This window comes from Fusibacter fontis (assembly GCF_055378735.1).
The window spans coordinates 2,738,459-2,764,984 of sequence record NZ_AP042445.1 but is presented as its reverse complement, the minus strand read 5'-3'; the positions used below and the strand labels follow the sequence as shown (position 1 = coordinate 2,764,984).

The 26,526-nt window shown below is 40.0% G+C and carries 20 protein-coding genes, 6 tRNA genes and 1 riboswitch; of the genes, 4 read left to right on the top strand and 22 right to left on the bottom strand.

Translation table 11 applies throughout. The annotated features are described in order from the left end of the window. Positions 1-23: 23 nt before the first annotated feature. Complete coding sequence (locus ACZ41W_RS12350; RefSeq protein ID WP_464312285.1) at positions 24-2,255, bottom strand: methyl-accepting chemotaxis protein; 2,232 nt, start codon at positions 2,253-2,255, stop codon at positions 24-26. Positions 2,256-2,652: 397 nt separating this feature from the next. Here ACZ41W_RS12350 and ACZ41W_RS12345 point away from each other — a divergent pair, with 397 nt between their 5' ends. Next, positions 2,653-3,768 carry a M20/M25/M40 family metallo-hydrolase gene (locus ACZ41W_RS12345; RefSeq protein ID WP_464312284.1) on the top strand — a complete coding sequence of 372 codons (1,116 nt, stop codon included), beginning with the start codon at positions 2,653-2,655 and terminating at the stop codon, positions 3,766-3,768. Positions 3,769-3,846: 78 nt separating this feature from the next. Here the strand turns inward: ACZ41W_RS12345 and ACZ41W_RS12340 are convergent. From ACZ41W_RS12340 to ACZ41W_RS12255, 18 genes are all read right to left on the bottom strand, one after another. Continuing rightward, positions 3,847-3,923 (bottom strand) — tRNA-Arg (locus ACZ41W_RS12340). A 75-nt stretch (positions 3,924-3,998) separates the two neighbouring features. Continuing rightward, a tRNA-Lys gene (locus tag ACZ41W_RS12335) sits at positions 3,999-4,074 on the bottom strand. A gap of 9 nt (positions 4,075-4,083) precedes the next feature. Then, positions 4,084-4,158 (bottom strand) — tRNA-Gln (locus ACZ41W_RS12330). A 7-nt stretch (positions 4,159-4,165) separates the two neighbouring features. Next, a tRNA-His gene (locus ACZ41W_RS12325) sits at positions 4,166-4,241 on the bottom strand. Positions 4,242-4,267: 26 nt separating this feature from the next. Beyond that, positions 4,268-4,344, bottom strand: a tRNA-Arg gene (locus ACZ41W_RS12320). A gap of 5 nt (positions 4,345-4,349) precedes the next feature. After that, positions 4,350-4,426 (bottom strand) — tRNA-Pro (locus tag ACZ41W_RS12315). 80 nt (positions 4,427-4,506) lie between these two features. After that, positions 4,507-4,998 (bottom strand): metallophosphoesterase family protein, encoded by a 492-nt coding sequence (locus ACZ41W_RS12310; protein WP_464312283.1) that lies wholly within the window; start codon positions 4,996-4,998, stop codon positions 4,507-4,509. Beyond that, the gene (locus tag ACZ41W_RS12305) at positions 4,979-5,596 is read right to left on the bottom strand and encodes an XTP/dITP diphosphatase (protein ID WP_464312282.1); all 618 of its coding nucleotides are present in this window, start codon (positions 5,594-5,596) and stop codon (positions 4,979-4,981) included. Before ACZ41W_RS12305 ends, ACZ41W_RS12310 begins: the two co-directional genes overlap by 20 nt. 89 nt (positions 5,597-5,685) lie before the next feature. Further along, entirely contained in the window at positions 5,686-6,396 is a 711-nt protein-coding gene (gene rph / locus ACZ41W_RS12300) for a ribonuclease PH (protein ID WP_464312281.1), read from the bottom strand. A 64-nt stretch (positions 6,397-6,460) separates the two neighbouring features. After that, positions 6,461-8,614, bottom strand: coding sequence for an N-acetylmuramoyl-L-alanine amidase (locus ACZ41W_RS12295; RefSeq protein ID WP_464312280.1), 2,154 nt, complete (start codon positions 8,612-8,614; stop codon positions 6,461-6,463). Positions 8,615-8,650: 36 nt separating this feature from the next. Continuing rightward, positions 8,651-9,652, bottom strand: a complete 1,002-nt coding sequence (locus ACZ41W_RS12290) for an AIR synthase family protein (protein WP_464312279.1) — start codon at positions 9,650-9,652, stop codon at positions 8,651-8,653. 116 nt (positions 9,653-9,768) lie between these two features. Next, positions 9,769-11,784, bottom strand: a complete 2,016-nt coding sequence (gene ligA / locus ACZ41W_RS12285) for an NAD-dependent DNA ligase LigA (protein WP_464312278.1) — start codon at positions 11,782-11,784, stop codon at positions 9,769-9,771. A gap of 4 nt (positions 11,785-11,788) precedes the next feature. Then, entirely contained in the window at positions 11,789-14,014 is a 2,226-nt protein-coding gene (gene pcrA, locus ACZ41W_RS12280) for a DNA helicase PcrA (protein ID WP_464312277.1), read from the bottom strand. A gap of 34 nt (positions 14,015-14,048) precedes the next feature. Then, positions 14,049-14,507, bottom strand: coding sequence for a YaaR family protein (locus ACZ41W_RS12275; protein WP_464312276.1), 459 nt, complete (start codon positions 14,505-14,507; stop codon positions 14,049-14,051). Between the two features lie 82 nt (positions 14,508-14,589). After that, on the bottom strand, positions 14,590-14,814 hold the full coding sequence (locus tag ACZ41W_RS12270) for a hypothetical protein (protein WP_464312275.1): 225 nt from the start codon (positions 14,812-14,814) through the stop codon (positions 14,590-14,592). Continuing rightward, a complete protein-coding gene (locus ACZ41W_RS12265; RefSeq protein WP_464312274.1) occupies positions 14,811-17,012 on the bottom strand; it encodes a hypothetical protein in 2,202 nt (733 codons plus the stop codon). The genes ACZ41W_RS12270 and ACZ41W_RS12265 overlap by 4 nt, the downstream gene beginning before the upstream one ends. 45 nt (positions 17,013-17,057) lie before the next feature. Next, a complete protein-coding gene (locus ACZ41W_RS12260; RefSeq protein WP_464312273.1) occupies positions 17,058-17,942 on the bottom strand; it encodes a DMT family transporter in 885 nt (294 codons plus the stop codon). Next, a complete protein-coding gene (locus ACZ41W_RS12255; protein WP_464312272.1) occupies positions 17,939-19,162 on the bottom strand; it encodes a BaiN/RdsA family NAD(P)/FAD-dependent oxidoreductase in 1,224 nt (407 codons plus the stop codon). The genes ACZ41W_RS12260 and ACZ41W_RS12255 overlap by 4 nt, the downstream gene beginning before the upstream one ends. Positions 19,163-19,405: 243 nt before the next feature. On the opposite strand from ACZ41W_RS12255, the gene ACZ41W_RS12250 reads away from it, so the two are divergent. Continuing rightward, positions 19,406-20,554: a BREX system ATP-binding domain-containing protein gene (locus ACZ41W_RS12250; protein WP_464312271.1), complete on the top strand. Its 1,149-nt coding sequence runs from the start codon at positions 19,406-19,408 to the stop codon at positions 20,552-20,554. Positions 20,555-20,560: 6 nt separating this feature from the next. Here the strand turns inward: ACZ41W_RS12250 and ACZ41W_RS12245 are convergent, their stop codons facing one another. Then, positions 20,561-21,943 (bottom strand): MATE family efflux transporter, encoded by a 1,383-nt coding sequence (locus ACZ41W_RS12245; RefSeq protein ID WP_464312270.1) that lies wholly within the window; start codon positions 21,941-21,943, stop codon positions 20,561-20,563. 79 nt (positions 21,944-22,022) lie between these two features. Beyond that, entirely contained in the window at positions 22,023-22,631 is a 609-nt protein-coding gene (locus ACZ41W_RS12240) for an ECF transporter S component (RefSeq protein WP_464312269.1), read from the bottom strand. 103 nt (positions 22,632-22,734) lie between these two features. Then, positions 22,735-22,848, bottom strand: a riboswitch (FMN riboswitch). A gap of 160 nt (positions 22,849-23,008) precedes the next feature. Between ACZ41W_RS12240 and nox the strand changes: the two genes are divergently transcribed. After that, positions 23,009-24,340, top strand: coding sequence for a H2O-forming NADH oxidase (nox, locus tag ACZ41W_RS12235; protein WP_464312268.1), 1,332 nt, complete (start codon positions 23,009-23,011; stop codon positions 24,338-24,340). 94 nt (positions 24,341-24,434) lie between these two features. Here the strand turns inward: nox and ACZ41W_RS12230 are convergent, their stop codons facing one another. Continuing rightward, on the bottom strand, positions 24,435-25,808 hold the full coding sequence (locus tag ACZ41W_RS12230; protein WP_464312267.1) for an MATE family efflux transporter: 1,374 nt from the start codon (positions 25,806-25,808) through the stop codon (positions 24,435-24,437). Between the two features lie 258 nt (positions 25,809-26,066). Between ACZ41W_RS12230 and ACZ41W_RS12225 the strand changes: the two genes are divergently transcribed. After that, a complete protein-coding gene (locus tag ACZ41W_RS12225) occupies positions 26,067-26,414 on the top strand; it encodes a cupin domain-containing protein (protein WP_464312266.1) in 348 nt (115 codons plus the stop codon). Positions 26,415-26,526 lie beyond the last annotated feature (112 nt).

Genomic DNA, 26,526 nt, shown 5'->3' with positions numbered 1-26,526 from the left:
CACAAATGCCTTAGGTGGTGTTTTTAGTTTTCCACTTTAAATCGGTTGGTTTCGCTTTCGAGAACACCCGCCATATTTTTAAGCTCCGTAATACTTGCAGCGATTTCTTCAAATGTTGCCACTTGATTTTCGATATTCATACCAATGCGTTCTGATGATTGAACATTATCTTGCATGATATCTGATAAGCCATCCACTGCTTTTGCCATTTCTTCTGAAATCTGAGATTGTTGCTCAGATCCGTGGCTGATATTTGAAATTTTCTTATTGATGCCTTCAATGAGTTCAAGAATTTTAGTGAAACTTACATTGGTATCATATGCTTCTTTAACCGTTTTTTCCACTAATGCTTTCTCTTTCGTCATAGTCACACTTGCACCTTGAATATGCGTTGAAATTTGATTGATAATATCGTTGATTTTGTATGCAGAATTTTTACTTTGTTCTGCCAGTTTTCTTACTTCATCTGCAACCACGGAGAATCCTCTACCATGTTCACCTGCACGCGCCGCTTCAATCGATGCGTTAAGTGCCAAGAGGGATGTTTGCTCAGCAATGGAATTGATGATATTGACGATGCTGACGATTTCTTCTGATGACAATTTTAACGTGTCAATCACTGTTGCCATGGATTCAGAAGATACTTTCACTTGTTCCACACTTTGAACAACGCTTACTAATTTATCAACACCTTGTTTAGACGCCGATAAAACTTGTTCAGAATCCGTAGCAACCATAGTCGCTTCTTTCGAAATCATCTGTGCACTACTTGAAAGTTCTTGAATACTCGCAGTTGTCTCTTCAACAGCACTTGCACTGTTTTGAATGCCGTCGATCATCCTTTGAACTTCGACACTAATTTGTTCGATACTTTCGTTTGCCTGTTCAATTGCATCGTGAATCTCGTCAGTATAGTTCGTTAACGTACTTGAACTGCTTTTAACTTGAACCACAACTTCTTTGATTTTGCAAACAAACTTGTTGAAGAGCATCGCCATCGTACCCATCTCTTCTTTTGTTTGAATATTTAAAGTCTTCGTTAAATCGCCTTCGCCTTCTGAAATATCTTCTAGCATTAAGTTCACATTTCGAATTGGTCTTGAAATGATGTTTGCGAGTAACACTGCAAATCCAACTGCCAATGCGATGATGATGAGTACTGTAATAATGAGAACTCCAATGACCTTAGCTACAGAGCTCTTCAATTGGCTATCTAAATTTTCGATCATTTTATTACTAATTTCATCTACTTTTTTACTTGACTCAGCCAATGCACCAAAGTAACCTTCTGTTTCATCACGTCCAATGGTATCATCAAGCGCAACGAGTTCTGTGAAAATAGCCACATAACCATCGGCGATTTCTTTGTAATCCGCTTTGTAACTATCTGTATATTCCCCTAAAGCCACTTGAGTATTTGGATAGCTCAACTGATCTTTGATTTGCTCCATAAATCGTTTTTCTTGTGTATAAAGGTAATTCACATGTGCAATGTCAAGATTTGCAATTGCTTGAGTTAAATTCTTATCTTCAGGTAATGTCGATAACTTTGTCTTTAATTGCTTACGCATTTTATCGATTTGACCAACGATACCATACATGTCAAATCCACGTTTTTGAACATTTACATGAATGTTCTCAAAGTTTTCTTTATACTTATCTACTTCAGCTTGTAGTTCCTGAACACTTTTCAAAAGTGCTTTATCGTCTTTAATGAATTTTTCATTTGCAAGTTCTTTCAGTTTTTCGCTAGCGATTTTATAATTATCCGCAAATGCCGTTGTTCTTTCAGTCTGTAACACTTCCCCTTCTGGGAGTTTCGAAGCATCTTTAAAGAAATCTTCATTGGTACGATCGACCATCATAAAGTCTCTTTGTGCTAAATTCATCTTTTGAACGGCTAAACTAATTTCACTTTGATCTTGAATAATTGGCAAATATGAATTTGCAACTTTCGAAATTAAACTATAAGAAGAGATGGTAATGTAGATCAATGATAAAATGATAATTGTAAATCCAGCGAGGATTTTATTTCGAATTTTCCAGTTCTTAAATCCAAAATCGAATCGTTTTTTGCCGTCAGATTCATAATCTGACTCGCCTTCACCTTTAAAGAAATTCTTTATTTTAAGTCCTAAATCCGACTTTTCACCTTTAGGTTGTTTTTCGCGTCTAGGTCTTTTTTCCCGTTTTGGTGGTTTTTCTTCAATTACTTCTGACTCAGAATCCTCTTTTTCTTTCTTAAACTTGATCATGTAACTCCTCCTGTTAGCCAATAATATCACCTGAGTTTAATTATACAGATTTATTTGTAAATTTACCATAAAAAAATCATTTTTTAGGGATTGATTCTGCGATTTTCCAACACTCCTCTAGCACTCATCAAATGTTTTAAAATCAATTCGTGTGTCTAATTAAGAGGCGAATTGTGCGTTTGATTGTTACAGAATATTAATATTATGACATTTTTTTGTCATTCTCACAATAGTTTCATAAAAAAAACGACTTATTTCCTCTAGCAATTGATACATCTGAGCCTAGAGCGAAACTCGCTTGTAAATTTACTCTAAATCGCAATATACATTTGAGTTATGTCAAAGATTGTATTAAAATTAATCATATCAATATGTCTTTTCGATAACAGGAGGAAATATGGTAAACGAGCAAAGAATCGTCGATTCATTTATGCAATACGTCAGAATTTCAAGTCCAACAAAGCAAGAGAGAGCGTTTGCTGATTTTATCTCAGGAGAACTTCACAAGTTAGGCTTTACTGTTGAAATGGATGATGCGGGTGAAAAAGTTGGAAGCAATTCTGGCAACGTCATCGCAAAACTCAAAGGAAACACCTCTGGTGAAACCATCCTTTTTAGCTGCCACATGGATACTGTATCGCCAGGCGTCGACATCAAACCCGTCATCCGCGAGCAAGTTATCTATAGCGATGGCACCACTGTTTTAGGTGGTGATAACAAAGCGGGAATTGCTGCAGTTATAGAAGCGATGAAAGTGATTACGGAACGTGAACTACCTCATCCCGATATCGAAATCGTCTTTAGCATTTATGAAGAAGGTGGCTTACACGGGGCTAAAAACGTTCATTTCGATCAACTCAATGCCAAACAAGTTTTCGTGCTCGATAGCGGTGGAGAACCTGGGCAGATTATCGTCAAAGGACCCGCACAGGATCGTTTAGAGTTTAAAGTGATCGGAAAGCCTGCACATGCTGGCGTGTGTCCAGAAGAGGGGATTAGCGCCATTATGGTGGCAAGTACAGCTATTAGCAAGATGAACCTCTTGAGAATCGACGATGAAACAACTGCCAATATTGGAAGAATCGAAGGCGGTACCGTCACCAACATCGTTGCTGCCGAAGCGGTCGTCATTGCTGAAGCAAGAAGTTTATCAAATGAAAAACTCGACAGACAATCTGCTCATATGGTCGCTTGTTTTGAGGAAGCAGCACGCGAATTTGGCGCTCAAGTGGAATCAAAAGTAACGCGTATGTATTCCGCATTTAATGTCGACGAAGAGGATGTCATCGTACAAAAAGCAGTAAAAGCTTGTCATAATATCGGACTTAAACCATTTACTGCATCAACAGGCGGCGGAAGTGATACCAATATCTATAATGCCAACGGTCTCAAGGCAATCAACTTAGGAATTGGCGAAAGAAAAGCGCACACACTTGAAGAACATTTGAGAATCGCGGATTTAGTCGCTACTGCAAAGCTCGTCTTGGCGCTGATTCAACTCAATACACATTAAAAATACCACTCACCATTAGACAAGGTGATCAAAATAAAAAGTACCAATATCCTTTTGAGATATTGGTACTTTTTTAGGTGGCGCACCCTACGAGATTCGAACTCATAACCAACGGATTCGAAGTCCGCTACTCTATCCGATTGAGCTAAGGATGCACACTGCTATAACAATTATAGCACTAGCAAATAAAAAAAGCCACCCCGATTATTTATCAAAGCGACCCTTTAAGATGGTGATCCATCCGCGATTCGAACGCGGGACACCCTGATTAAAAGTCAGGTGCTCTACCGACTGAGCTAATGGACCCTGTAAAAATGGCTGGGGATACAGGATTTGAACCTGTGAATGACGGAGTCAAAGTCCGTTGCCTTACCGCTTGGCGAATCCCCAATAAAAATGGGGCGGCTGATGGGAATCGAACCCACGTGTGAAGGAGTCACAGTCCTTTGTCTTAACCGCTTGACGACAGCCGCCATATGATGTTTCGCCAGTAAATAAATGGCGCGTCCGTAGGGACTCGAACCCCAAACCCCCGCCTTAGAAGGGCGGTGCTCTATCCAGTTGAGCTACGAACGCACGAATGGTCGGGGTGGCAGGATTTGAACCCGCGGCCCTCTGGTCCCAAACCAGATGCGCTACCAAACTGCGCTACACCCCGTCGTTAACTGACGAATTTTATTATACATGAATTGACTATATGCGTCAACCTTTTTGCAGATATTTTTTTCAAAAGTTTTTTTACAGTTTATTCATATTTATCGGGACAATTTTTAACTCAAAATGATCCTCATAAACCTCTAAAATACCGACTGTTTGAGGATTTCCTTGCCGAGGTGTAGAGGCTGAACCCGGATTAAAATACGTAATACCCGATTCAGTTTCATATGCGACTGTGTGCGTATGTCCAAAACACACAATATCTATTTTAGCTTCAATTGCTCTAAAATGCAAGCGTAACATGGAATTTTTGACATTATAAACGTGACCATGCGTCAAAAGGATGCGTTTCCCGTGTATCTCAAGGATTAGATCCTCGGAAACATGGGAAATCATATCACAATTGCCTTTGACTGCTTGGACGTGAATGCCTGTTTTTTTGTGGATTTTTGCAGCATCTTTATAGAAATCCCCCAGATGCCAAATTTCATCAAAACGGCTTGAAGATTCCTCGATAAACGCTAAGACAGGCTCAACAAGCCCATGCGTGTCACTAACAATTAGAATTCTCATAATAAGCCACAATCATTCCTTTCAAGATTTGTAGCGCATTCCCTCTATGGCTATTTTCATTCTTTTCAGCTTCACTTAGCTCTGCAAAAGTCTTCCCTAATTTGGGCACATAAAACAAAGGATCATAACCAAATCCATTGGTCCCTTTCGGTTCGAAACCAATGATTCCTTCAACAGTTCCCCTTGCAACAAGCGAATCACCATTTTCAAATAGCAACGTCAACACCGTTACAAAACGAGCCGTTCTTTTCTCTTCTGCAACCCCATGTAGCAACTGTAAGAGTTTGTCATTATTTTTAGCATCTGATTTAGGCTCGCCGGCAAATCGAGCTGAATAAACCCCTGGGGCACCATTCAAATAATCAACCTCTAAACCCGAATCGTCTGCCAAAGACATGATTCCCAACTTATTTAGAACTGCTTGTGCCTTGATCAAAGAGTTTTCTTCAAAAGTTGCACCATTTTCCTCTATCGGTTCATCGCCATATCCCGCTTCATCCATGGTTATGAGCTCAAATCCAAAATCCTTTAAAATCGCCTGTATTTCCTTCAATTTATGTTGGTTGGCCGATGCCAATACCAGTTGTCTTTTTTCCATTGGTGAATCCTCACTTTCTTGTGCTGCACACCTGCAACAGTTCACACATCATACTCTTCATCAAAACGATACTTTACTACATCCGTTTATCAGCCCATTAACGCGTCTTCTTGCGCTTTTGTCAACGCTTGAATACCCAGTTCTGCCATCGACATCAACTCATTCATTTGAGCACGTGTAAAGGGTCTTTCTTCACCAGTTCCTTGAATCTCAATATATTCTCCTTCACCCGTCATGACGAGGTTCATGTCCACATGTGCACTTGAATCTTCTTCATAACATAAATCCAAAAGGATTTCTCCATTAACAACGCCAACGCTCACTGCAGCGACCGAGCTGATGATGGGATTTTCTTCGATTAGCCCCGCGTCAAGCAAGGTCTGTACTGCATCACAAAGCGCAACATAAGCACCTGTAATCGATGCAGTACGCGTACCACCGTCCGCTTGAATGACATCGCAATCAATCCAGATGGTTCTCTCTCCAAGCTTTTTCATATCGACAATGGCGCGTAACGAACGACCAATTAAACGCTGAATTTCTTGACTTCTTCCGTCGATTCCCTTTGTATTTCTTTGTTTTCGTTGTCCTGTAGAGCCTGGAATCATGCCGTACTCAGCAGTCACCCAACCCGAACCCGCACCTTTTAAAAACGGAGGAACTTTTTCTTCTATTGTCGCTGTACAAATCACTTTCGTTTGCCCCATCTCAATTAAGACAGATCCTGCAGGATGAACAATGAAATTTCTCGTGATTTTCACCGGTCTTAACTCATTATTTTCTCTACCATCTATTCTCATTTTTTCTCCTTTTTGTCGTACGACCAATCAATCCGTTATTACTTGATCGGTCACACCTTTGTCATTACTTCATAAAACTAACAATACCACGCGCCATAGCTTGTGCTGCTTTTAACAAGTATTGATCGTCTAACAATTTGTCTTGCTCATCTGGGTTGGTAATAAAACCAAGTTCGCATAATACGGAAGTCATCTTCGTTTCTCTTAAAACCACAAGACGCGGTAAACTCGCAATCCCTCGATCAAAAGCACCAAGTCCCTTTACGAGCTCCGTCTGAATGCTCTTTGCAAGTCCTTTATCACTCGTCATGGATTCGTCGCCATAAAGCACTTCAACACCTGATGTTGCTGAGTTTGTAAAGGCATTGATGTGAATGCTGACAAATAACGTTGCATCTAAGTTGTTTGCCATTGTCGCTCGATCATATAGATTGACGTACTCGTCTGTACTACGGGTCATATATACTTTAAAACCTAGACTTTTAAGCTCACTTTCAAGCATCAAAGCTGCTTTTAATGCCATATTTTTTTCTTGTCCTTTTGTGCCTATGGCACCTGGATCTTTACCACCGTGTCCAGCATCTATCACGATGAGCGTTTGTTTATGTTCAGAATTTTGAATCACTGTATTCGTAAATTCAAGTTTAATTTCATTCGTTGATACTATTTTTTTATAACTGGTATTTTCACCGAGGATAATATCGATTTGATACGTATTTGCTTTTTCTGTAACTGTCATTTTTTCAACGATGTTGTCGTTGACCTCTTGCACAAAGGCCCCAAGTGCCACCTTTGTTTTGGGAATCTCCACGGTCAACTGACGTGTACTTTTATTAAATGTTGGTTCATAAGTGAAAGCAGACTCTAATTTAACCGTCATTCGGCTTTTATCGTCACTTTGCTTGACGTAGTCAAAATTATAAATCGCTTCATCTGTTACGTATACAAGCACTTGTGAGCCTCTTGCTTCCACATAGAAATCCTCATAGGAGACTTTCTTATTGAGTTCAATAATCACTCTCGTAACGTCCATCGAAGGATCGTATAGATCACTATTGGCGGTATTGAGTTGTTGATAGGCTACTGCTTCAATTTTTCCGTTTGAAATCGGAAGTACTTGGAATGCACCATTATTCGCTTTTAGGTTACAATTGAGAACATCAATGGTTATTTGTTGATTGTTGATGTCCACATTATAAGTAGGCGTCTCGCTGGTATCAATCACGATTGTATTGGTGCTATAAATTTCTTCCATTTTTACTTCGTTCATGACGTTGACAAATTGAACGACCCACTCTTTGGTCTTTGCATCGTAAAAAATATCATGACCTCGCTTGGCATCTTGATAAACCGTCAAACGCGTCGTATATGGATTGTTGCTGGACTGAGTCAGTTCCACTTTCTCAATTTGAGGATCTTCAAGTAAGTATTTACTAAAACTCTCCTTCGTCAATTTCTGAGTCCACGTTTGATTGGTCATCTTAACATTTGAAGGGGGCTTTAACTGAGTATTTTGAAACTCAACGACCAACTTATCCTGACCGCCAATCTCAGTTCCCTCCACAACAAACGACGTAATCTTTGCTTCACCTGTCATTTTTAAACGAATCTCTGGATATCCCGTTGGCATGGAAAATCGCATACCCGTCAAACTTTGTGGTTTTTCATTAATTGCAACCGTTCTCGTCGCATCGATCCACGAAGCACTCAAATCCAACATTTCACTGACGAATTTAAGCGGCACATACGTCCGACTAATTGCTTCACCGGAAATGCTCTTATACGTCATAATTTTAGGTGCAACGCCATCCGGCAAGGTAATTTTTTTACCATTTACAGTGGCAGTCGCGTTATTTATTTGCATCACGACGGATTTTTGTTGAGTTGAAAACAAAATTTCTTGCGTTTGTGCATTCCACGAATATTGAATGCCCAACTCTTTTAAAATCGCAGAAATCGGCACTAAACTTCTCCCGCCAATGATGATTCCAGGGGCATCCGAAAAGATATCCTCGCCTTTAATCATGATATTAACAGGTTCATAAAGCCCCGAAGTTCCCGTCATCTGATCTATTAACTCAACCGTTTCAAACTCTGCAAATTTATTTGCAAACGTCACTTGATACGGGACACTCACAACAAGTAAACCTACGATGAGCACGATACAGATCAATTGTTTTATAACTGCTTTCAACTTGTGATTCAAAATAACCGTCATGCCTTTATCCTTTCAAATTTGTTTTAACGAATACGCTTATTTAACAACTTTATAAAGTTCGTCTGCACTAGGCGCCTCTATCACTTCATAAACGGCACTTTCGCCCTCTCCCATAACGAGCAGAGTTTCCAGTTCTTCTGTGATGTATCCAATATTGGCATAAGAAATATTTGCCTCAATAAGCGCCTTTTCTAAATTTCCAGCCAACTGTTTATCTACCGACATCAACATTGAGCCACTGGATATCAGTTGCAGCGGATTCAAATGAAAATGATTGCAGATTTTTTCAGTAATTGGGTCGACTTTTAACTGATTCCAATATATGCGACAGCCCACTTGACTCGCCTCACACATTTCGTGTACCGCACCTAAAATACCACCTTCGGTAACGTCGTGCATCGCATGAACGCCTACTGCTGCGCCAATTCTCCCCTCTGGTACAACGCTAATTTGAGAGATGAAATTTTGGGCAGTTTCAAGCTCGTGTGGACTCAAAATTTCTTTTAACACTTCCGATTGATCTTGAGCAATGATGGCTGTCCCTTCAGTCGCTACTTGTTTGGTCATATATAAATAATCGCCAGGTTTGGCACCGGCAGTATGAATCAACTGATTTTTAAACGTTTTTCCAACTGCTGTTGCAGAAACAATCAAACGATTTACAGCAGATGTAATTTCTGTATGGCCCCCGATAATCTCAACATTCATGTCGATTGCTGCGCGGTTCGCTTCTCTTTGAATGGATTGAATGGTTTCTTTCGATGTGCCCTCAGGACACAAAAGCGTCAACAAGATACCTACAGGTTCAGCTCCACTTGATGCAATATCATTGAGGCAGACATGAACTGCTAAATGACCAAGTTGAGAACCACTTCCTGTAATAGGATCCGTCGTCAAAACACAGGCATAATCTCCAAATTCAACACCTGCGCAGTCTTCACCAACACCAGGTCTGATCAAAATATCCTTTCGAACCGGTTTAATTTCAGAAAAAACAGCACCTACTAGATCTTCATTTTTAAGCTTGCCAATTTTCATATTTCGCCCTCAATTCTACCGATTTTTCTCGTTAAAACGGCTTATATTTGTTGAAATCATTTTGTTGAAATCATTTTGTTGAAATCATTTTGTTGAAATCATTTGACTTGTGTGTTTTATAGATTTTTGCCAATCAGAGCATTAAACGCCTCTTCTGATAAGGTTGTCACGCCGAGTTCTCTGGCTTTATCTGCTTTTGAACCCGCATTTTCACCCACAATCACATAGTCTGTTTTCTTTGAAACACTCCCCGCTGCCTTACCGCCATGTTGCTCGATGGTCTCTTTGATTTCATCACGAGAGTAATGAGCCAAAGTACCTGTAGCAACAAGCGTTTTACCCGCGAGAATGCCCCTCACAGCCTGAGTTTGTTTTGAGGTCATATTGACACCTGATTCTACAAAACGCGATAAGAGCATGCGATTTTCGGGCATCTCAAAATAACTGACGATACTCTGTGCCATTTTATCGCCAATTTCATCTATTTGAGTCAACTCTTCAACTGTTGCTTCTTGCAAATCCTTCATCGTTGAAAAATGCTTTGCAAGTGTTTTCGCTGCCTTTTCTCCAATTAACGGAATGCCTAGGCCTACAACCAATCGATAATAATCGTTGCTTTTACTCGCTTCAATTGCTGTAAATAGATTGTCTAATGATTTTTCGCCGAATCCTTCCAAATGCATGAGTTCTGATCGATGCGCTTCAAGCGTATACACATCAGCAATGGACTGAATTAAGCCTTGATCAATAAAAAGTTCTGCTAATGCTTCTCCAAATCCATCAATATTCATCGCTGTTCTCGATACAAAATGCATTAAAAGTCGCTTTATTTTTGCAGGACAGTTTTCATTGACACACCTTAGTGCAACTTCGCCTTCATTTCGAATCGTCTGAGTTCCACATACAGGACATTTTTTTGGCAATTGAAATGCAACAGAATCCACCGGGCGCTTATCAAAATCGACTTTCACAACAGCTGGAATCACGTCGCCTGCTTTTTGAACAAAAACCGTATCTCCAACGCGAATGTCTTTTTCATCGATGTAATCTTGATTGTGAAGCGTTGCCTTGCTAATAACAGAACCCGCTACTCGAACGGGTTCGAAGATTGCAAGCGGCGTAATCACTCCGGTTCGACCCACTTGTACCTGTATTTCTTTGATAGTGGTCGTGGCAAGTTCAGCTGGGAATTTATATGCAATTGCCCATCTCGGGCTTTTTGCAGTACTTCCAAGCAATTTTCTCTGGTTAAAATCGTTGACTTTTATCACCAATCCATCAATTTCGTATGGCAGTTGATGTCGGTGTTCTACCATATTCTGTGTGTAAAGCACGACTTCTTCGATAGATTGAAACTCCACGAGATGCGTCGTCTTAAATCCTAGATTTGACAACTTCTCAAACGCCGTCGTCTGCGAACTTGCCCCTAATGTCTCACCACCTTGAATGACATCAAAGACAAATACATCCAGCGAACGGCTTGCGGCCACTTTAGAATCCAGTTGTCTTACCGAACCTGCTGCTGCATTTCTAGGATTGGCAAATGGTTCTTTTCCCAAAAGGTCTTGCTGTTCATTGAGTTTGATAAAGTTCGCCTTTGAGAGATAGACTTCTCCTCGCACTTCAAGCGTCCCAGGCATATCAATCTGTAGCGGAAGCGACCGAATCGTTCTTACATTTTCTGAAACGTCTTCGCCTGTTACGCCATCTCCGCGAGTTGCGCCGCGAACCAATTGACCTTCTTCATAAAGTGCTGCGATGGTCAATCCATCGATTTTATATTCTACTGTGTACGTTACTTGTTGATTGAGTTCTTTGCGAATACGCTGATCAAAGGCAATTAAGTCGGTTTCATTATACGCATTGTCCAAACTCAAAAGTGGAATGGTATGCGTGACCTTTTGAAAAGCACTTAAAACAGTTCCACCTACGCGATGCGTCGGCGAATTCACATGATCGAGTTCAGGGAATTCAATTTCTAACCCCTTAAGTTCTTGCATAAGCGCATCGAACTCTGCATCTGTAATCGCAGGTCTATCTTGATCGTAATATGCATGATTATGTTGATTGATCTCATTTCTCAGTTGATGAACGCGCATTTTCGCGCTTTCAATCGTGTGTTCCCTCATCATAATATCACCCTATAATTTTTAATGGTGCAATGGTATAATCTAATTTTTTAATGCCATGTGTGTCAAAAACAATGGTCGCTACCTTACTCGTCTCGTCAATGGTAATAATCATTCCCGATCCAAATACTTTGTGCATGACCTTGCTACCCGTTTCATAGGCACATGTCTTTACCGATTCGCTCTCTACAGAAGCAGCGGTGCTCGCGCCTGTTGGATTGAAGTAAACGTTTTTCTTTGGCGTCTTGATATCAAAAATTGAAGGCTCTTTTGCCTTGTTTTCTCTTAGAACGGATGCCAACGAGCGTTCTCCAGTCACTTCTATGATGGATTGATCCATCTCGCTTAAGAAGATACTTGGTTTTCTCGCCTCAAAACGGCCGTAATGATTCCTGTTTTTAGCATGCGAGATAAACAGTTGTTTTTCTGCTCGCGTAATCCCTACATAACACAATCTGCGCTCTTCTTCTAATTCTTCTGGGTCATCTACCGCTCTGAACGATGGGAAGAGATTGTCTTCAAGACCGACCAAGAATACCACCGGAAATTCGAGTCCCTTTGATGCATGGAGTGTCATCAGCAAAACACCCGTTTCATTTTCTTCGATGTTATCCTGATCGCTTTTCAATGTGATTTCAGCAAGAAAATCTCTCAATCCCGCCTGATCTTGTCGTTTTTCAAATTCTTCAATAACAGCTTTCAACTCGTAAATATTGTCAATTCTACCATCTGCTTCGTCTGTTTTCTCACGTTCATACGCAGCGATAATGCCCGTCTCTGCCATCAGTTCGTCAAAAATAACCCCTGAAAATTCTGTATCAATTTTTGCCCTTAAACCGGTCAAAATTTTATAAAAATGCAAGATCGCCTCAGCTGTTTTTCCGCCTAAACCCTCTATGTCATGAACATGTCCACACGCTTCAAGCAAATTTAGCGCATGGTCGTTGGCATATTGAGTGATTTTTTCAATCGTCTTGTCTCCAATGCTGCGTTTAGGTTCATTGATGACCCTTAAAAAGCTTACATCATCATAAGGATTTACCAGTAACTTAAAATAAGCAAGGACGTCTTTGATTTCTTTTCGCTCGTAGAACTTTAGGCCCCCAACTACTTTGTAAGGCATTTTTTCTGCAATAAGCGCTTCTTCAAGTACGCGCGATTGTGCATTGGTTCGATACAATACGGCAAAATCCGATCGCGTATACTGATCTTCTCTAACGAGTCGCATCATTTGTTTTACGACAAAGCGCGCTTCGTCTTTTTCATCATATGCTTGGTAGTATTTGATTTTCTCTCCAGATTCCGCTTCTGTCCAAAGATTTTTTTCGCGTCTTCCCGGATTGTTTTTGATGACGCCATTTGCCAGTGCCAAGATATTCTGAGTTGAACGATAGTTTTGCTCAAGTTTAATAATTTTGGCACCTGGATAGTCTTTTTCAAACTCTTGAATGTTTCGAATATCCGCTCCACGCCATTTGTAGATAGATTGGTCGCCATCTCCTACGACAAAGAGATTTTTGTGTTTCATGCTCAATAGTTTCACAAATAAATACTGCGCCTTATTGGTATCCTGATACTCATCCACGTGGATATATCTAAAACGGCTTTGGTAAGATTCGAGGACGTCTGGATGATTCTTAAAAAGGTCGATTGTCTTAATCAACAAATCATCAAAGTCCATCGCTTGATTGGCCTTTAACTTCTCTTGATACATTTTATAAAGCTTAATGAAATCTCGTTCTCTAGGATCTTTCATAAAGTTAAACTCATACTGCTCAGGCGTTACCATATCGTTCTTGCAGCCAGAAATTTTGTATTGAAATGACTGAACCGGAGTTTGCTTCTCATCTAAGTTGAGCGCTTTAAAACAATTTTTAATCAGCGCTTTTTGATCTGAGGTATCGTAGATCACGAAATCACGAGAATAGCCGATGTGATGACCATCTCTTCTTAAAATCCGCACACATAATGAGTGAAACGTTCCTACCCACATTTGCGACGTCACAGGACCTATTAACGATTCAATACGCGTTTTCATTTCATTGGCTGCTTTATTGGTAAAAGTAATCGCCATGATGTTTGAAGGAAATACATCATGCGTCTCAATCAAATGTGCAATTCGATTGGTTAATACTCTGGTTTTTCCAGAACCTGCCCCTGCAACCACCAAAATAGGGCCATCTACTGCCAATACTGCTTCCCGCTGCGCAACATTTAAGCCATCTAAATTCATATCTGCCTCCTAAACTGAATTAAAGCCCCATGGCCTAAATCATAATATTAACAAGTAATCCACGTATTTCACCCACTGCTTTCAACACGTTAATTTCTTTATGTTCTCTTTTAATAATTAAATTCGTAAGTTCCACGAGTTTCGCATCGATTTCAGCGATGGTTCTTAGAACTTTCGTTCGCCCTGTTCTTGAAAATCCACGTCTTTCTCGGATTTCAAGGCCTTTATTCACCGTCTCTTCAATAAAACTCTTGATTAAATCTTTATATGCATATAAATTCTCAACAGTTCTATTTTCCACAAGCGCTTGACCTTTTTTATCAATTTCATCCAAGGCTTCTTGTAAAGCTTCTTTTTGCTTGTCATAGTCTTTTACCGCTAAAATCTCAGTAAAACTAATTTTAGGAACGTCATCTGTTTTCGGAACGCCTGTTGCTGGAACAGTTGACGTCTTTGTACTTCTAGACGATTTGGACGATTTATCAACTTTCATAGATGCCTCTTCAATAAAAAAGATTTGAGCTATGCCCAAATCTTATTATACCTTATTTTATGTGATACTTGAATGGTAAAATCTATTTCATTTTCGACGACGTCGTCATTTCAATGACTGAGGTAATCTTCGAGATCAGTGCGTAAATTTGTGGAGGAAGTGCATCTCGCAAGTCGGTCTTAATCATATGCTTCGCTTGATCTTCATCTTGTTCAACTGGGATATGGCGCGCATTTGCCTCCTGTATAAAGGTCTTTGCAATGCCTTCAAAATCGTCCTCAATTTCATGATACGTCACTTTTTTCATACTTTGAAATCAAATCCTTTCTTACCGTCTTCATTCCAACTTGAACGACTAGCATCCTCATGTTTCAGAGTTTGTGGTTTCAACGATATCTTGCGAGCTTCAAGCGCCTCTTGAATCACCAGTTCGCCCTTTTCATAGCCCATCTGGGAAAGTTCATCTAGCGCAGCTTGCATCGGTTCTCGAATAGATTCCGCCACATCTCCCATAACCGTCACATTTAACGTTCCTTGAGTGACTTTGACTTTGATACCAAGTTCTCGATGCGCATCCACTTGAACACCAAAGTACACTTCTGTATTTTGCCAATCCAACTGTTGATTTTTACTTGCACCTTTCATATACACTTTCATATTGCCCAGTTCTTCTCCACGAAGGACGGGAATATTGAAAAAGTAAAACGGCTGATCTTTTTGCTGAGAATCGTTCATCATTTGCTGACCAGAAAAATTCATCAAATTTTGTTCAGCTGAAGCATCGACCCGACGGTCTTGAATGTCGTCTTTCATCAACTTCAAGAGCAACTCTTTTACATTGCTCTGTTGCCAATCACGTGCATTTGATTTTTCCAGATGTTCAGCAACTTCCATTTCGTGATTTAATCCTAAGAGACGTAGCGTTTCCAGCATTTCTCTCGCCGTTCGATTGCCCTGTTGATCACGCGAGCCCTCGATTTGTTGACGCACAATCTGTTGAACCGATGTTTGCTGAGCCTCTCGATTCATCAGGTTCATCTCCAATTGATCGAGTTTACCCTTTGCCATTACCTGAATTTGTCTTTGAGAAGGATTAAACTGGATGTCTTGAAGAAGCTTCAAAGCGGATTTTGCAATCTCTTGTGCCTTAGCCACATTGCCTTGTTTCAATAAATCTTGAGCTTTTTCCAGTTCAGACGACATCATCAAGAGTTTTTTTTCTGTAAACATATCTGTCAATAGGCCCATTTCACTTTTCATAAGCAATGTATTGAGTTTTTCAATGACTTTGGAAATCATCTGGGCAGAAGTTTCGCTAGGAATGACTTTCCCTTCAGTAGTTGCTTGTGACAACGCCTGATTGACTTTTTCAAGCGTTTCCATACTTTCATTTTTAAAGGTATCAAACGCTTTTTTTGCTTGAATCGTCTGTTCAGTTGTGGATTCTACCAGATAGGTTTTAAGATTCAAACTTTCTGAAAGCGTTGCAACAATCTCATCTGACTGAGTTAATAGAGCATCCACGACTTGTTCGATATGCGATAACCAAGGATCTTGCTCATCGAGACTCTCTGCATCCATCCTTAAGTCTGACGCGCTTTCAGTTTCGGCACGTTTAGATATTTCAGTGTTACGAATAGCATCCGTTTGTTGTATCGATTCCGCGTTTTGACTGGTTACATGCGTCAAGCTGTTTTCACTATTTGAATCTTCAACTGAATGACCACTCACACCTATTGTCGACTGCATGTTTTTATTTAAAGTTGTCACAGCAGCTTTTTCATCATGTGTGACTGCTGATTCGTTCACTCCAACCTTTGAAGATAAATCAGTTGAATGTCCAGAAATGTTTGATACGTCTTCTAACGCCTTCATTTGCGCCATTTTACCTTCTATTTTCGGCAACATTTCCAGCGCTTCTGGATGTGTTTTAATATAGTGATCCAAGAGTTTGATCAACGTGCCTAACGATTCTTTATTTAAAGAAGTCGTATTTCCCGTCTGGATTGCCTTAACAATTTGGCTGACTTCGATTACAGCATCACGTAAAGAAGCGCCTTTTTTAATCGCAAGTTTTAACGCTTCTTTGACTGTTGGATCTAATCGCGTCGCTTCAATAACCTCTATCGCATCCTCTCCCTTTAAGACTGCTGCTTCCTCAGCGGTTACCTCTCCAAGAGATTGGAGCACTTTTTCATCATGCGTCACCGCTTGATGAAGCGCCATTAGATTATCTTCTGTGGGTTTTATTCCCTTATATAAAGCAATTTCAATGGTTTCAGATTTTTGAGCATCTGTTCCCTTCGCATCTTTTAAAAAATTCGAGATTTGTTTTTCTTCATCTGCCGATAAATTGACGTGATATTGATCCAACACTTTGGAAACACTCTTCGGCAGTTGTGATTGATATTCAGATAATATAACCTCACTCGTCGACTTCTCTTTTTGAGTCTGTTGAGTCGCCGCGGGATTACTTAATGATTGTAAAAGCGCACTGATTTTCATGTCATTCACCTCTACACTACTTATCGGACATTTCTTCAAAAACCATTAACGATTTTTCTGCTCATGAAGGGACGTCACCGTCACAGAAAGCATGACAAAAACACCCCCGATAAACTGTTTGACAGTTACCGTATTGCCAAGATAAAAGTAACTAAAAATCATCGTTACAATTGGTAAAAAATTTATAAATACCGACGATTCAGTAATCCCCAACAAATCCATTGCCTTTGCATAGAAATAGAACCCTAAAACCGATGCAAAAATCGCCAAGAATACCAAGTGTGCAATTCCTTCAGCACCTAAAGCAGACCAGTGATTGGTTTCAAATGGTACTGCTAATATAAAGAACGGCAAACTGTAGAGAAACTGATAAAAAATGATGGTTAAATACGAGTATTTATCAAACAGTGGTTTAGATGCCATGGAATAAACAACCCACGATAACACCGCGCCCAACATCATCAAATAACCAATAGATTCTTCTGCTTTAAAGAACTCGCGCCATTTGATATCCACGATCAGCATGACGCCGATAATAGAGACAACAATTGCCACAAGGTCAATCCCCGTAATTTTGCGTTTATAAATCAACGCTTCAAAGATCAATGTGAACATCGGTATTGCCGCGATAATAAGCGCAGATGGTGATGCAGATATATACTTAATTCCCGTGTTCTCAAAATAGAAATAAATCGCAATTCCAATTCCACCTGCGAGTACAAAGAGGATGTGATCTTTCTTATCAATTTTTAGGGAGGTTTTGGTCCATTTCATCATCAAAAACATCACACATGTGGCAAAGATAAAACGCACAGCTCCAATGGTCATTGCCCCTAAGTCATCCAATAAAAACTCCGTACTCACAAACGAGATTCCCCACGTAATCACTGGAATCATAATACTTAACAGACCTTTTGCCTTTTGATTCATACTTCCTCCCTCAAATCACGATGTCTTTTTTGAATATGATGTGCTGCTAAATATCCCGATGAAAATGCCCACTGTAGGTTATATCCACCTGTATCCCCATCTACATCAAGCACTTCCCCAACACAATAAAGTGCTGGATTCATTTTGGACGACATGGATTTGGCATCCACTTCATCCGTTGATACCCCTCCCGACGTAACCATCGCTTGATTAAATCCAATTAAACTTTCAATTTCCATCTCATAGCGTGTAAAGGTATCTACTAACCATTTGCGTTGATTTTTAGATAACACTGCCAATTTCGTCTCCCGATTAAATTCAGCCTGTTCCAGTAATTTTGTCTTGAGCGCTTCTGGTAATTGGATGTGATTATAAAGCATCGCACACGGTTTATCCCCTTGCAATCGCGCCATTTCTTGAATCATTTGATCCAGTTCATCTGGCGACATCGACGTAAAATTTATTCGAATCCAATCGCCTCGATCTAGCGATCGACTATTGTTGATGATGACGGGACCACTCAGTCCAAAATGAGTGAATAACAATGCACCTTTAAATTTTTTCAGTTTGTTCTCAACGGTGATTTCCACATGATCTACAGAAATCCCCTGTAAAGCGGTCAACTGTTTATTTCTCGTCACAATCCCTGTCAAAGCCGGTTTAACCGGAACAATAGAGTGTCCCAAACTCGCAGCAAAGGCGTATCCATCCCCTGTAGTGCCAAGCGTCGGATAAGATTTACCACCCGTTGCAATCACTAATTGACGACACGTATATGACGCACGATTAGTCGTGACGACAAATTGTTTCACCGCCTCTTGCCACTGAACCATCTCCACACTTTCTTCAACATGAATTGAAGCATGACGGCAGGCATCTTTTAAAACGTTTACCACATCTTGAGAAGATAAGCTCGCCGGAAACACCTTCCCATCTGACCGTTCAATACAGCTTAATTCACGCGATTCGAAAAAATCAATGACCGCTTGATTGTCATGTGCCGTTAGCGCTGGTTTTACAAACGCCTTTTTTTGATTATACCGGTCATAAAAATGTCGAATGTATCCCCCGTGTGTTAAGTTACATTGGCCACTTCCAGAAGCTAACACCTTCATCCCTACGCGTTTATTTTTTTCTAATACAAGGACATTTAATCCTTTTAAATGCGCCGTACAATATAACCCAGATGCACCTGCACCTATTACAATCACATCAAACATTTTTCAACCTCTTTACGTTTCATTGTTCTTATTATAGCACAATTCGTCCGATTTCTAATGACTGATTCCTTTCAAATTTCTATGACGGATTCCCTTCAAATTTCTAATGACTGTTTCCCTCCAAAAAGGATATAATGACTTTATACATCTTATAAAACTTATAACCCTTACAAAACTTACACAATTATGTAAACCTTCAATTTTAAATGGAGTTCAATTTGATTTCTTAGGAGGAACCGAGTGATGCTGAATCGCGATTCTGCGCTCAAACTCATCAACAGCTTACGCAGTGGCACTGCGCCACTTTTTCATACAGATGTCGTTTCAACCGGTCGTGACCAGGAATTAAAGTCACTTTTTCAAACCTTGCCATTGATTCAAAGTGGATCAGGGAGTGTCAAATTCGTTCTTGGCGATTATGGCGTTGGAAAATCCTTTTTAATCAACACTTTCAGGGAGTATGCCCTGAACGATGACTACGTCATTGCATCGTTTCAAATCAACAACGGGTATCGTTTAAATAAAATCGAAGACTTGTATTATGCCATTATGCACAATTTGTACTTAAAAAGCGCGCCAGATACCAAATCGTCATTTGATCAGATCTTTGATCTGTGGATTCACAACCTTCAAAACGCACCGATGGTCGATCGCAAGCGCTACGAAGTCAATACAGTATGCCAAGAACTCGCAAAATATAACGCCAACTTTGCAAGGGCCTTTTTAAGTTTTATGCGAGGTCGTATCCAACGTAATCAAGAGATGATTCAAGTGAGCAGTGCATGGTTAACCGGAGAACGACATATTTCTCCTGAATTGAAGATGAAATATGGACTTACAGGAACGGTTGACAAAGCCAACACGCTTGATTTTATCAAAGCATTTACGCGACTCATTAAATTGCTCGACTACAAAGGGCTTATCGTCATCATTGACGAAGTTGATCTCGTGTTACACGAAAGAAGCGACATCCGCCAAGTTGCCTATGGCAATTTAAAACTGCTCATTGATTTAGCAACGTCCGGGGATATGACCGATATTCTCTTTTTATTTTCAGGTACGGAAGAAATCGTCACGAATCCTGAAAAAGGACTTTCAAGTTACGAACCTCTCAAACAACGTTTGAACATTCACTCTGCTACAGAAGCACTCGTTAGCCGCGACCATTTGATGGTACTTAGGCCCCTAGATAAAACACAGCTCATGGAACTGACGCAAAAAGTGATTGACCTGTATCAAATGAATCAACTGTTACCCGAAGACATACAGGTAGCATCTATTTTCGAAACGGTACAAAGCAAGTTACTGGCTTCTCATGATGACGAAAAAAAACAAGTAACACGTCCTTATGTTACTTGTTTAATCGAAGTTTTAGATCACATGAAATTATAATAAATCTTAGACCAATCTAGCGTGATGATAAATATCCATTTTGACATACATGATGCCATTGAGAATCAACCGTACCATCATATCAAATCCAATTGCAAAGAAGATGACATTGACTGAAAGATGGAGCCAATATGCAGCCACAACTGCAATAGGTACCCGTACAAGATAAAGACCTACGCCCGCTGTTACCATCGGGCTTTTTGTATGTCCAGCGCCACGAAGGGCCCCCCCTAACACACTGGCCATATTTTGAGGCACTTGAGCAATCCCACAGATAAAAAGATAAAACACACTGAGACGAATGAGTTCTTGATCATTGGTCATAAATCCTAAAATTGCCGTTGGGAATAATACAAGCGCTCCGCCTCCAAGGATGGAGATTAAAATAGCACCCATTAAAATTTCTTTTAAATACCTTTTTGCAAGACCGGGATTTCCTGCACCTAAGTATCGACCGACAAATGCCGTCGCAGCCACTTGGAAACCAGCAGCTGGCATATATGCAATACTTTCCGCTTGAAGGCCCAATTGATATGCCGCGTACGCATCCTCGCCATAGGTCAATATCGCACGAATCACAACGATGGCGCTAATCTGCCAAAATAGCGATTCAAGCGCACTGGGAATTCCCGTCTGATAAATACTCTTAATTGTCTCTTTTGTAAATTTAAAAAACCGACTTAATCGTTCACCTGACAACATACCGTTCTTTTTAAGCAAAAACCAAAGTCCTAAGACAGCGGCCAATCCTTGTGATAACGACATCGCAATCGCCGCACCCATGAGTCCCATTTTAGGAAAACCCACAAGTCCTTCCACCAAAATCACACCAAAGAAAACGTTGAGCAAATTCATAACGCCTGTGATGATCATCGGAGTCACCGCATCGCCTTTTCCTTGAAGCGCGCCTGAAACCACCAGAACAATACCAAGAAACGGCATTCCAAATGCCACAACTTTTAATACCTCGGCACTCACAACTAACAAATGTCCACTTGCACCGAAAATTTTCAACCAAAATTCAGGTGCGATGAGCATCGTCGATAAAAATGCTAAAGAAATAAGAAAAATCGATCCAACTGACTGAGCAGTTGTCGCTTTAATTTTATGCATATCACCAGCGCCATACGCCTGTGCGATAATCACTTGTACGCCGATTGCAATTCCCTTAAAGACCGCCCAAATAATACCACGGACGCGTGTACTAAGTCCCATTGCACTAATAGAAACCGCTCCTAAATTGCCGATGAGTTTCATAGAAACAATTCCTATGAACATTTCGAGCATACTGGAAATTAATATAGGGATGATCATTTTGGTAATTGCACTGCGAATTTCTTTCTTAGATTCGACTCCATTTTTTGATGTTGATTCTGATGCACGCTCCATAAAACGCCTCTGAAATAATATTTCGTTACCCTAATATTTTAACAGAATTTTAAGCACCTGTGAATCAAAATTCATCATTTTATCGATTTAAACCTTTGTGTAATACCGGAGAAATGCGTTTATACAATAACAACGTAAGTACCGAAAGTACAAATCCCTTAACAATGTTAAAAGGCAATACGCCGTAAATTACCATCGTCATCACTGAATCGATCGCAGGATTCACCACAGTCCCCATCTCAATAATCGCGTCTAATGGCCATACCTGAGCATAAAACGGAATGAGTACAAAGTAATTCGCTAAAGCACCTACTACTGCCATTGTTACTGTACCAACTGCCAAACCGATAATCGCAGATTTTTTTGTTTTATGTTTCATATAAATAAGCGCTGACGGTACCACTAAGGAAATACCAATGACAAAATTTGCTAGTTCTCCTACTCCGCCTGTTTTTGTCTGGAGCAAATGCAAAGTATTTTTAATTGCTTCAATTGCAATACCCGCCAATGGTCCCATTGCGAATCCGCCAATTACAGCCGGAAGATCGCTTGCATCAATATTTAAAAATGCCGGGAAAAACGGAAGGGGTGTGTCGATTTGGAACAGGACAAATGCAATCACGCTGAGCATTGCGATTTTTGTCATTTTGGGTACCGATAAAGTTCTTTTTTTGCTTTGAGTTGTCATACCTAATTCCTCCTAAAGTGTTTGTGTATTGGCTTTATGATTAGGCTTTAGGCATAAAAAAATACCCTAAAGCATGCACTTCAGGGTAAAATGTACATATCATAAATACCTTCTTCCATCCAGACTATACTGTCGGCTCTGGAATTTAACCAGATCAACCTTTCGGCTCGCGGGCTATACCGCCGGTGGGGAATTACGCCCCGCCCTGAAGATTCTTTACGAACTGAGTATAGCACGTGAAAAAAGACGTGTCAATATGACAATTTTTTCACATTTTTGTTGTTTAAAGCACTCTTTTTGTGGTATAAAGAAATTGGAACGTAATTAAAATGATTACAAATATGAATTCATTAAATATAATTAAGGAGACTATTTTTATGAGCAAAGTTATTGTAGTAGGCGCAAATCATGCAGGTACAGCAGCAATTAATACGATTTTGGACAATTCTAAAGAACACCAAGTGACGGTTTTTGATGCCAATAGCAACATTAGTTTTCTCGGCTGTGGGATGGCACTTTGGATTGGCAATCAAATCGATGGGCCAGAAGGTTTATTTTATGCTACTAAAGAAGGCTTAGAAGGAAAAGGCGCTAAAATTTACATGGAAACACCCGTTGATCGCATCGATTTTGCAGAGAAAAAAGTTTACGCAACAAGAAAAGATGGCCAATCACTTGTGGAATCATATGATAAATTGATTTTAGCAACTGGTTCATTGCCGATCATTCCAACAATTGAAGGCATTGAACTTGAAAATGTGCAAAAAGTCAAACTTTACCAACACGCTCAAGAAGTTATCGAAAAACTCGAAAATCCAGAAATTAAAGACATCGTCGTGGTGGGCGCTGGTTATATTGGTGTTGAACTTGCAGAAGCATTTGAACGACATGGTAAAAACGTGACACTGATCGATATCGCTCAAACAACTTTACCTGCTTACTATGATCCTGAATTTACTTCATTAATGGATGCAAATTTAGCGGAACATGGGATCAAACTTGCACTTGGAGAAACTGTCAAACGCCTTGAAGGATCAACAAAAGTAGAGCGCGTCGTAACGGATAAAGGCACTTATAAAGCAGATATGGTGATTATGGCCATTGGTTTTAGACCAAATACAGCACTCGGCTCTGACCATTTAGAAACTTTCAGAAATGGTGCTTACCTTGTCGACAAAAAACAACAAACATCTGAGCCAGGCGTTTATGCGATTGGCGACTGTGCAACTGTATTTGACAACTCTATTCAAGCGACAAATTATATCGCACTCGCAACCAACTCTGTTCGTTCAGGTTTAGTTGCAGCACACAATGTACTTGGACACAACATCGAATCAGCTGGTGTTCAAGGTTCTAACGGCATTTCCATTTATGAACTTAAAATGGTTTCAACAGGTTTATCTTATGCAAAAGCAAAATCACTTGGCATTCCAGCGACATTTTCTGATTTTGAAGACTATCAAAAACCAGAATTTATCAAAGAGCCAAATCATAAGGTTAAACTCAGAATCGTTTATAACGCTGAGACAAGAGTAATTATCGGTGCACAAATGGCATCTAAACACGATATGTCTATGGGAATTCACCTTTTCTCTCTTGCCATTCAAGAGCACATTACAGTAGACAAATTGGCTTTAACAGATTTATTCTTCTTGCCACACTTTAACAAACCTTATAACTACATTACAACAACTGCATTGAGAGCTTAATAAATTAAAAGGTGTTCCAAAGCAAATGAACGTTCTTCTTGTTAGACCAAAACTAACATCACGAAAATTCATACCGCTACACGGAACACCTTTTTTATGCGATTTCAACAGCTATGTTCTTCTTGATGACTTTACGCTGCCATTTTCCTGTCATATAAATGCCTAAGCCAATTATACAAGTCACTAAATTACTGATAATCATGGCATACCAAATGGAATCCGGTCCAAATCCATCGAGTTGACTCAGTGCGTACACCATCGGAATTCTCAGAGCCCACAAACGCCCCATCATGAGAACCATGGCCGAAAGCGTATGCCCTGACCCCTGAAAAACGCCTACGAGAATTTGAAAATAACCCATGAGCGGAATGGAATAGATAATCATATTGAGATAATCCGTTCCATACTCTATCGTCAACGGATCCGAACTAAAAGCACTCACAATTTGTCTGGTAAAAGGGAGCATGATGATGCCACCTACCACAAGAAATAGTGTCGAGAGTTTCACACTGCTCCAAACCGCCATTTTAGAGCGCTTGATGTTATCCGCTCCTAAGTTTTGCCCGACGACAGTTGCAAGTGCACTGCCTATCCCCATGGCCGGCATCATAATCAAAGAACTGATGCGATTGCCTACGGCAAAAGCAGTTAATGTAATATCGCCGAACGACACCAAGAAAATATTGAGTACAGTAAATCCAAATGCTGTCGTGGCTTGTCCAGTGGATGATGGGAGGCCAATACGCACAATTTTACTTAATATTTCGCGATTAAACTTAAGATCGCCCAATTCGAGTTTCATACTTTGCTTTTTACTAAACGTCGTGAGTATGCCGTATATTGCAAACACACCCGTTGATAAAACAGTTGCAAGCGCAGCACCTTCAACACCTAGGTCTAGTGTAAAGATAAAGATTGGGTCCAAGATCACATTGAGACCCGCAGAGAGCGCCCCAATAATAAGCGGCGAAACCGTATCCCCCTGTCCTTGTTTGATGGCATTATAGGCATTGAGCAAAAATGAAGTTGGCATCCCCAAAAACATGATACTCAGATACGCATGTGCATTGGCGTAAAGTTCACCCGTCCCTCCCATCCACCTGATAATTGCAGGAGAAAAAAGATATCCTAAAATGCCTAAACCAAATGATAAGACAAATAAAAATGAAATCGATTGACCAGCCGTTTTTTTCGCTTTTTCATGTTCATGCGCACCTATATATTGAGCAATGATTGACGATGTCGCGATGGCCATTCCAATTCCAAATGATGACATCAGAAAGATCAACGGCCAAATAAATTGAACCCCTGCTACCGCATTTCCTGGAATTTTACTGATAAAGTATGTATCTGTTAGGTTGTAAAGTGTTTGAATTAAATTATTGAGCATAATAGGAAGCGACAACATTAAAATGACTTTGTCCATTTTTCCCGTCAGAATCAATTCTCTTTTTTGCAAGTAGTCCATAACGCCTCCATAGCAGCATATTATTAAAGGTCATTTTCATCAGAATATTTCGGTACACTAAACATCAACATCTGCATTATAACACGAATCCAGAACGGTTTCAATTATTTCGCATAGCGTAACATCATGTTGTCACGGTTATATAGCTCGCAAGTTAAAAAAAATCAAGAGTTTGATAGCGTACAGTAATTTGATATAATACAGATAAGATTACACAATTTTACCCCTAAATCAGCATTTGAATAGAGGAGGTTTTTTATGATCGTCGGAAATTTTAATAACTTAACAGCGACACCTGTTGCAAGTTCTGCGGCCAAAGATGCTGCGATGAAAGTACTCGTATCACCCAAAGAAGGCTGGGAAGGCCACGTTATGCGCGTCATAGAACTAGGGCCACACGGATATTCTCCAAAACACGAACATGACTGGCCACATATCAATTACATCATTGAAGGCGAAGGTTCCCTATTAATCGGCGAAACGCTTTACCCTCTCACAGCAGGTGGATATGCCTATGTACCAGAAAATACCCTTCATCAGTTTTCTAATACGTCCGATCGTCCATTTAAATTCATCTGTATCGTTCCTGAAAAAGGGCATTATTAATTCGTCACAATAGAACATTTAACAGTTACAACAGAGCGTCCAACAATTACAATCAAATTTGCATTTAACTATAATAAAAAAGGGTCATTCACATTCCGTTAAGAATATGAGT

Coding starts and splice junctions, on each gene's coding strand:
- ACZ41W_RS12350 (WP_464312285.1), bottom strand. CDS start 2,255: ATGATCAAGTTTAAGAAAGAAAAAGAGGATTCTGAGTCAGAAGTAATT.
- ACZ41W_RS12345 (WP_464312284.1), top strand. CDS start 2,653: ATGGTAAACGAGCAAAGAATCGTCGATTCATTTATGCAATACGTCAGA.
- ACZ41W_RS12310 (WP_464312283.1), bottom strand. CDS start 4,998: ATGAGAATTCTAATTGTTAGTGACACGCATGGGCTTGTTGAGCCTGTC.
- ACZ41W_RS12305 (WP_464312282.1), bottom strand. CDS start 5,596: ATGGAAAAAAGACAACTGGTATTGGCATCGGCCAACCAACATAAATTG.
- rph (WP_464312281.1), bottom strand. CDS start 6,396: ATGAGAATAGATGGTAGAGAAAATAATGAGTTAAGACCGGTGAAAATC.
- ACZ41W_RS12295 (WP_464312280.1), bottom strand. CDS start 8,614: ATGACGGTTATTTTGAATCACAAGTTGAAAGCAGTTATAAAACAATTG.
- ACZ41W_RS12290 (WP_464312279.1), bottom strand. CDS start 9,652: ATGAAAATTGGCAAGCTTAAAAATGAAGATCTAGTAGGTGCTGTTTTT.
- ligA (WP_464312278.1), bottom strand. CDS start 11,784: ATGATGAGGGAACACACGATTGAAAGCGCGAAAATGCGCGTTCATCAA.
- pcrA (WP_464312277.1), bottom strand. CDS start 14,014: ATGAATTTAGATGGCTTAAATGTTGCGCAGCGGGAAGCAGTATTGGCA.
- ACZ41W_RS12275 (WP_464312276.1), bottom strand. CDS start 14,507: ATGAAAGTTGATAAATCGTCCAAATCGTCTAGAAGTACAAAGACGTCA.
- ACZ41W_RS12270 (WP_464312275.1), bottom strand. CDS start 14,814: ATGAAAAAAGTGACGTATCATGAAATTGAGGACGATTTTGAAGGCATT.
- ACZ41W_RS12265 (WP_464312274.1), bottom strand. CDS start 17,012: ATGAAAATCAGTGCGCTTTTACAATCATTAAGTAATCCCGCGGCGACT.
- ACZ41W_RS12260 (WP_464312273.1), bottom strand. CDS start 17,942: ATGAATCAAAAGGCAAAAGGTCTGTTAAGTATTATGATTCCAGTGATT.
- ACZ41W_RS12255 (WP_464312272.1), bottom strand. CDS start 19,162: ATGTTTGATGTGATTGTAATAGGTGCAGGTGCATCTGGGTTATATTGT.
- ACZ41W_RS12250 (WP_464312271.1), top strand. CDS start 19,406: ATGCTGAATCGCGATTCTGCGCTCAAACTCATCAACAGCTTACGCAGT.
- ACZ41W_RS12245 (WP_464312270.1), bottom strand. CDS start 21,943: ATGGAGCGTGCATCAGAATCAACATCAAAAAATGGAGTCGAATCTAAG.
- ACZ41W_RS12240 (WP_464312269.1), bottom strand. CDS start 22,631: ATGACAACTCAAAGCAAAAAAAGAACTTTATCGGTACCCAAAATGACA.
- nox (WP_464312268.1), top strand. CDS start 23,009: ATGAGCAAAGTTATTGTAGTAGGCGCAAATCATGCAGGTACAGCAGCA.
- ACZ41W_RS12230 (WP_464312267.1), bottom strand. CDS start 25,808: ATGGACTACTTGCAAAAAAGAGAATTGATTCTGACGGGAAAAATGGAC.
- ACZ41W_RS12225 (WP_464312266.1), top strand. CDS start 26,067: ATGATCGTCGGAAATTTTAATAACTTAACAGCGACACCTGTTGCAAGT.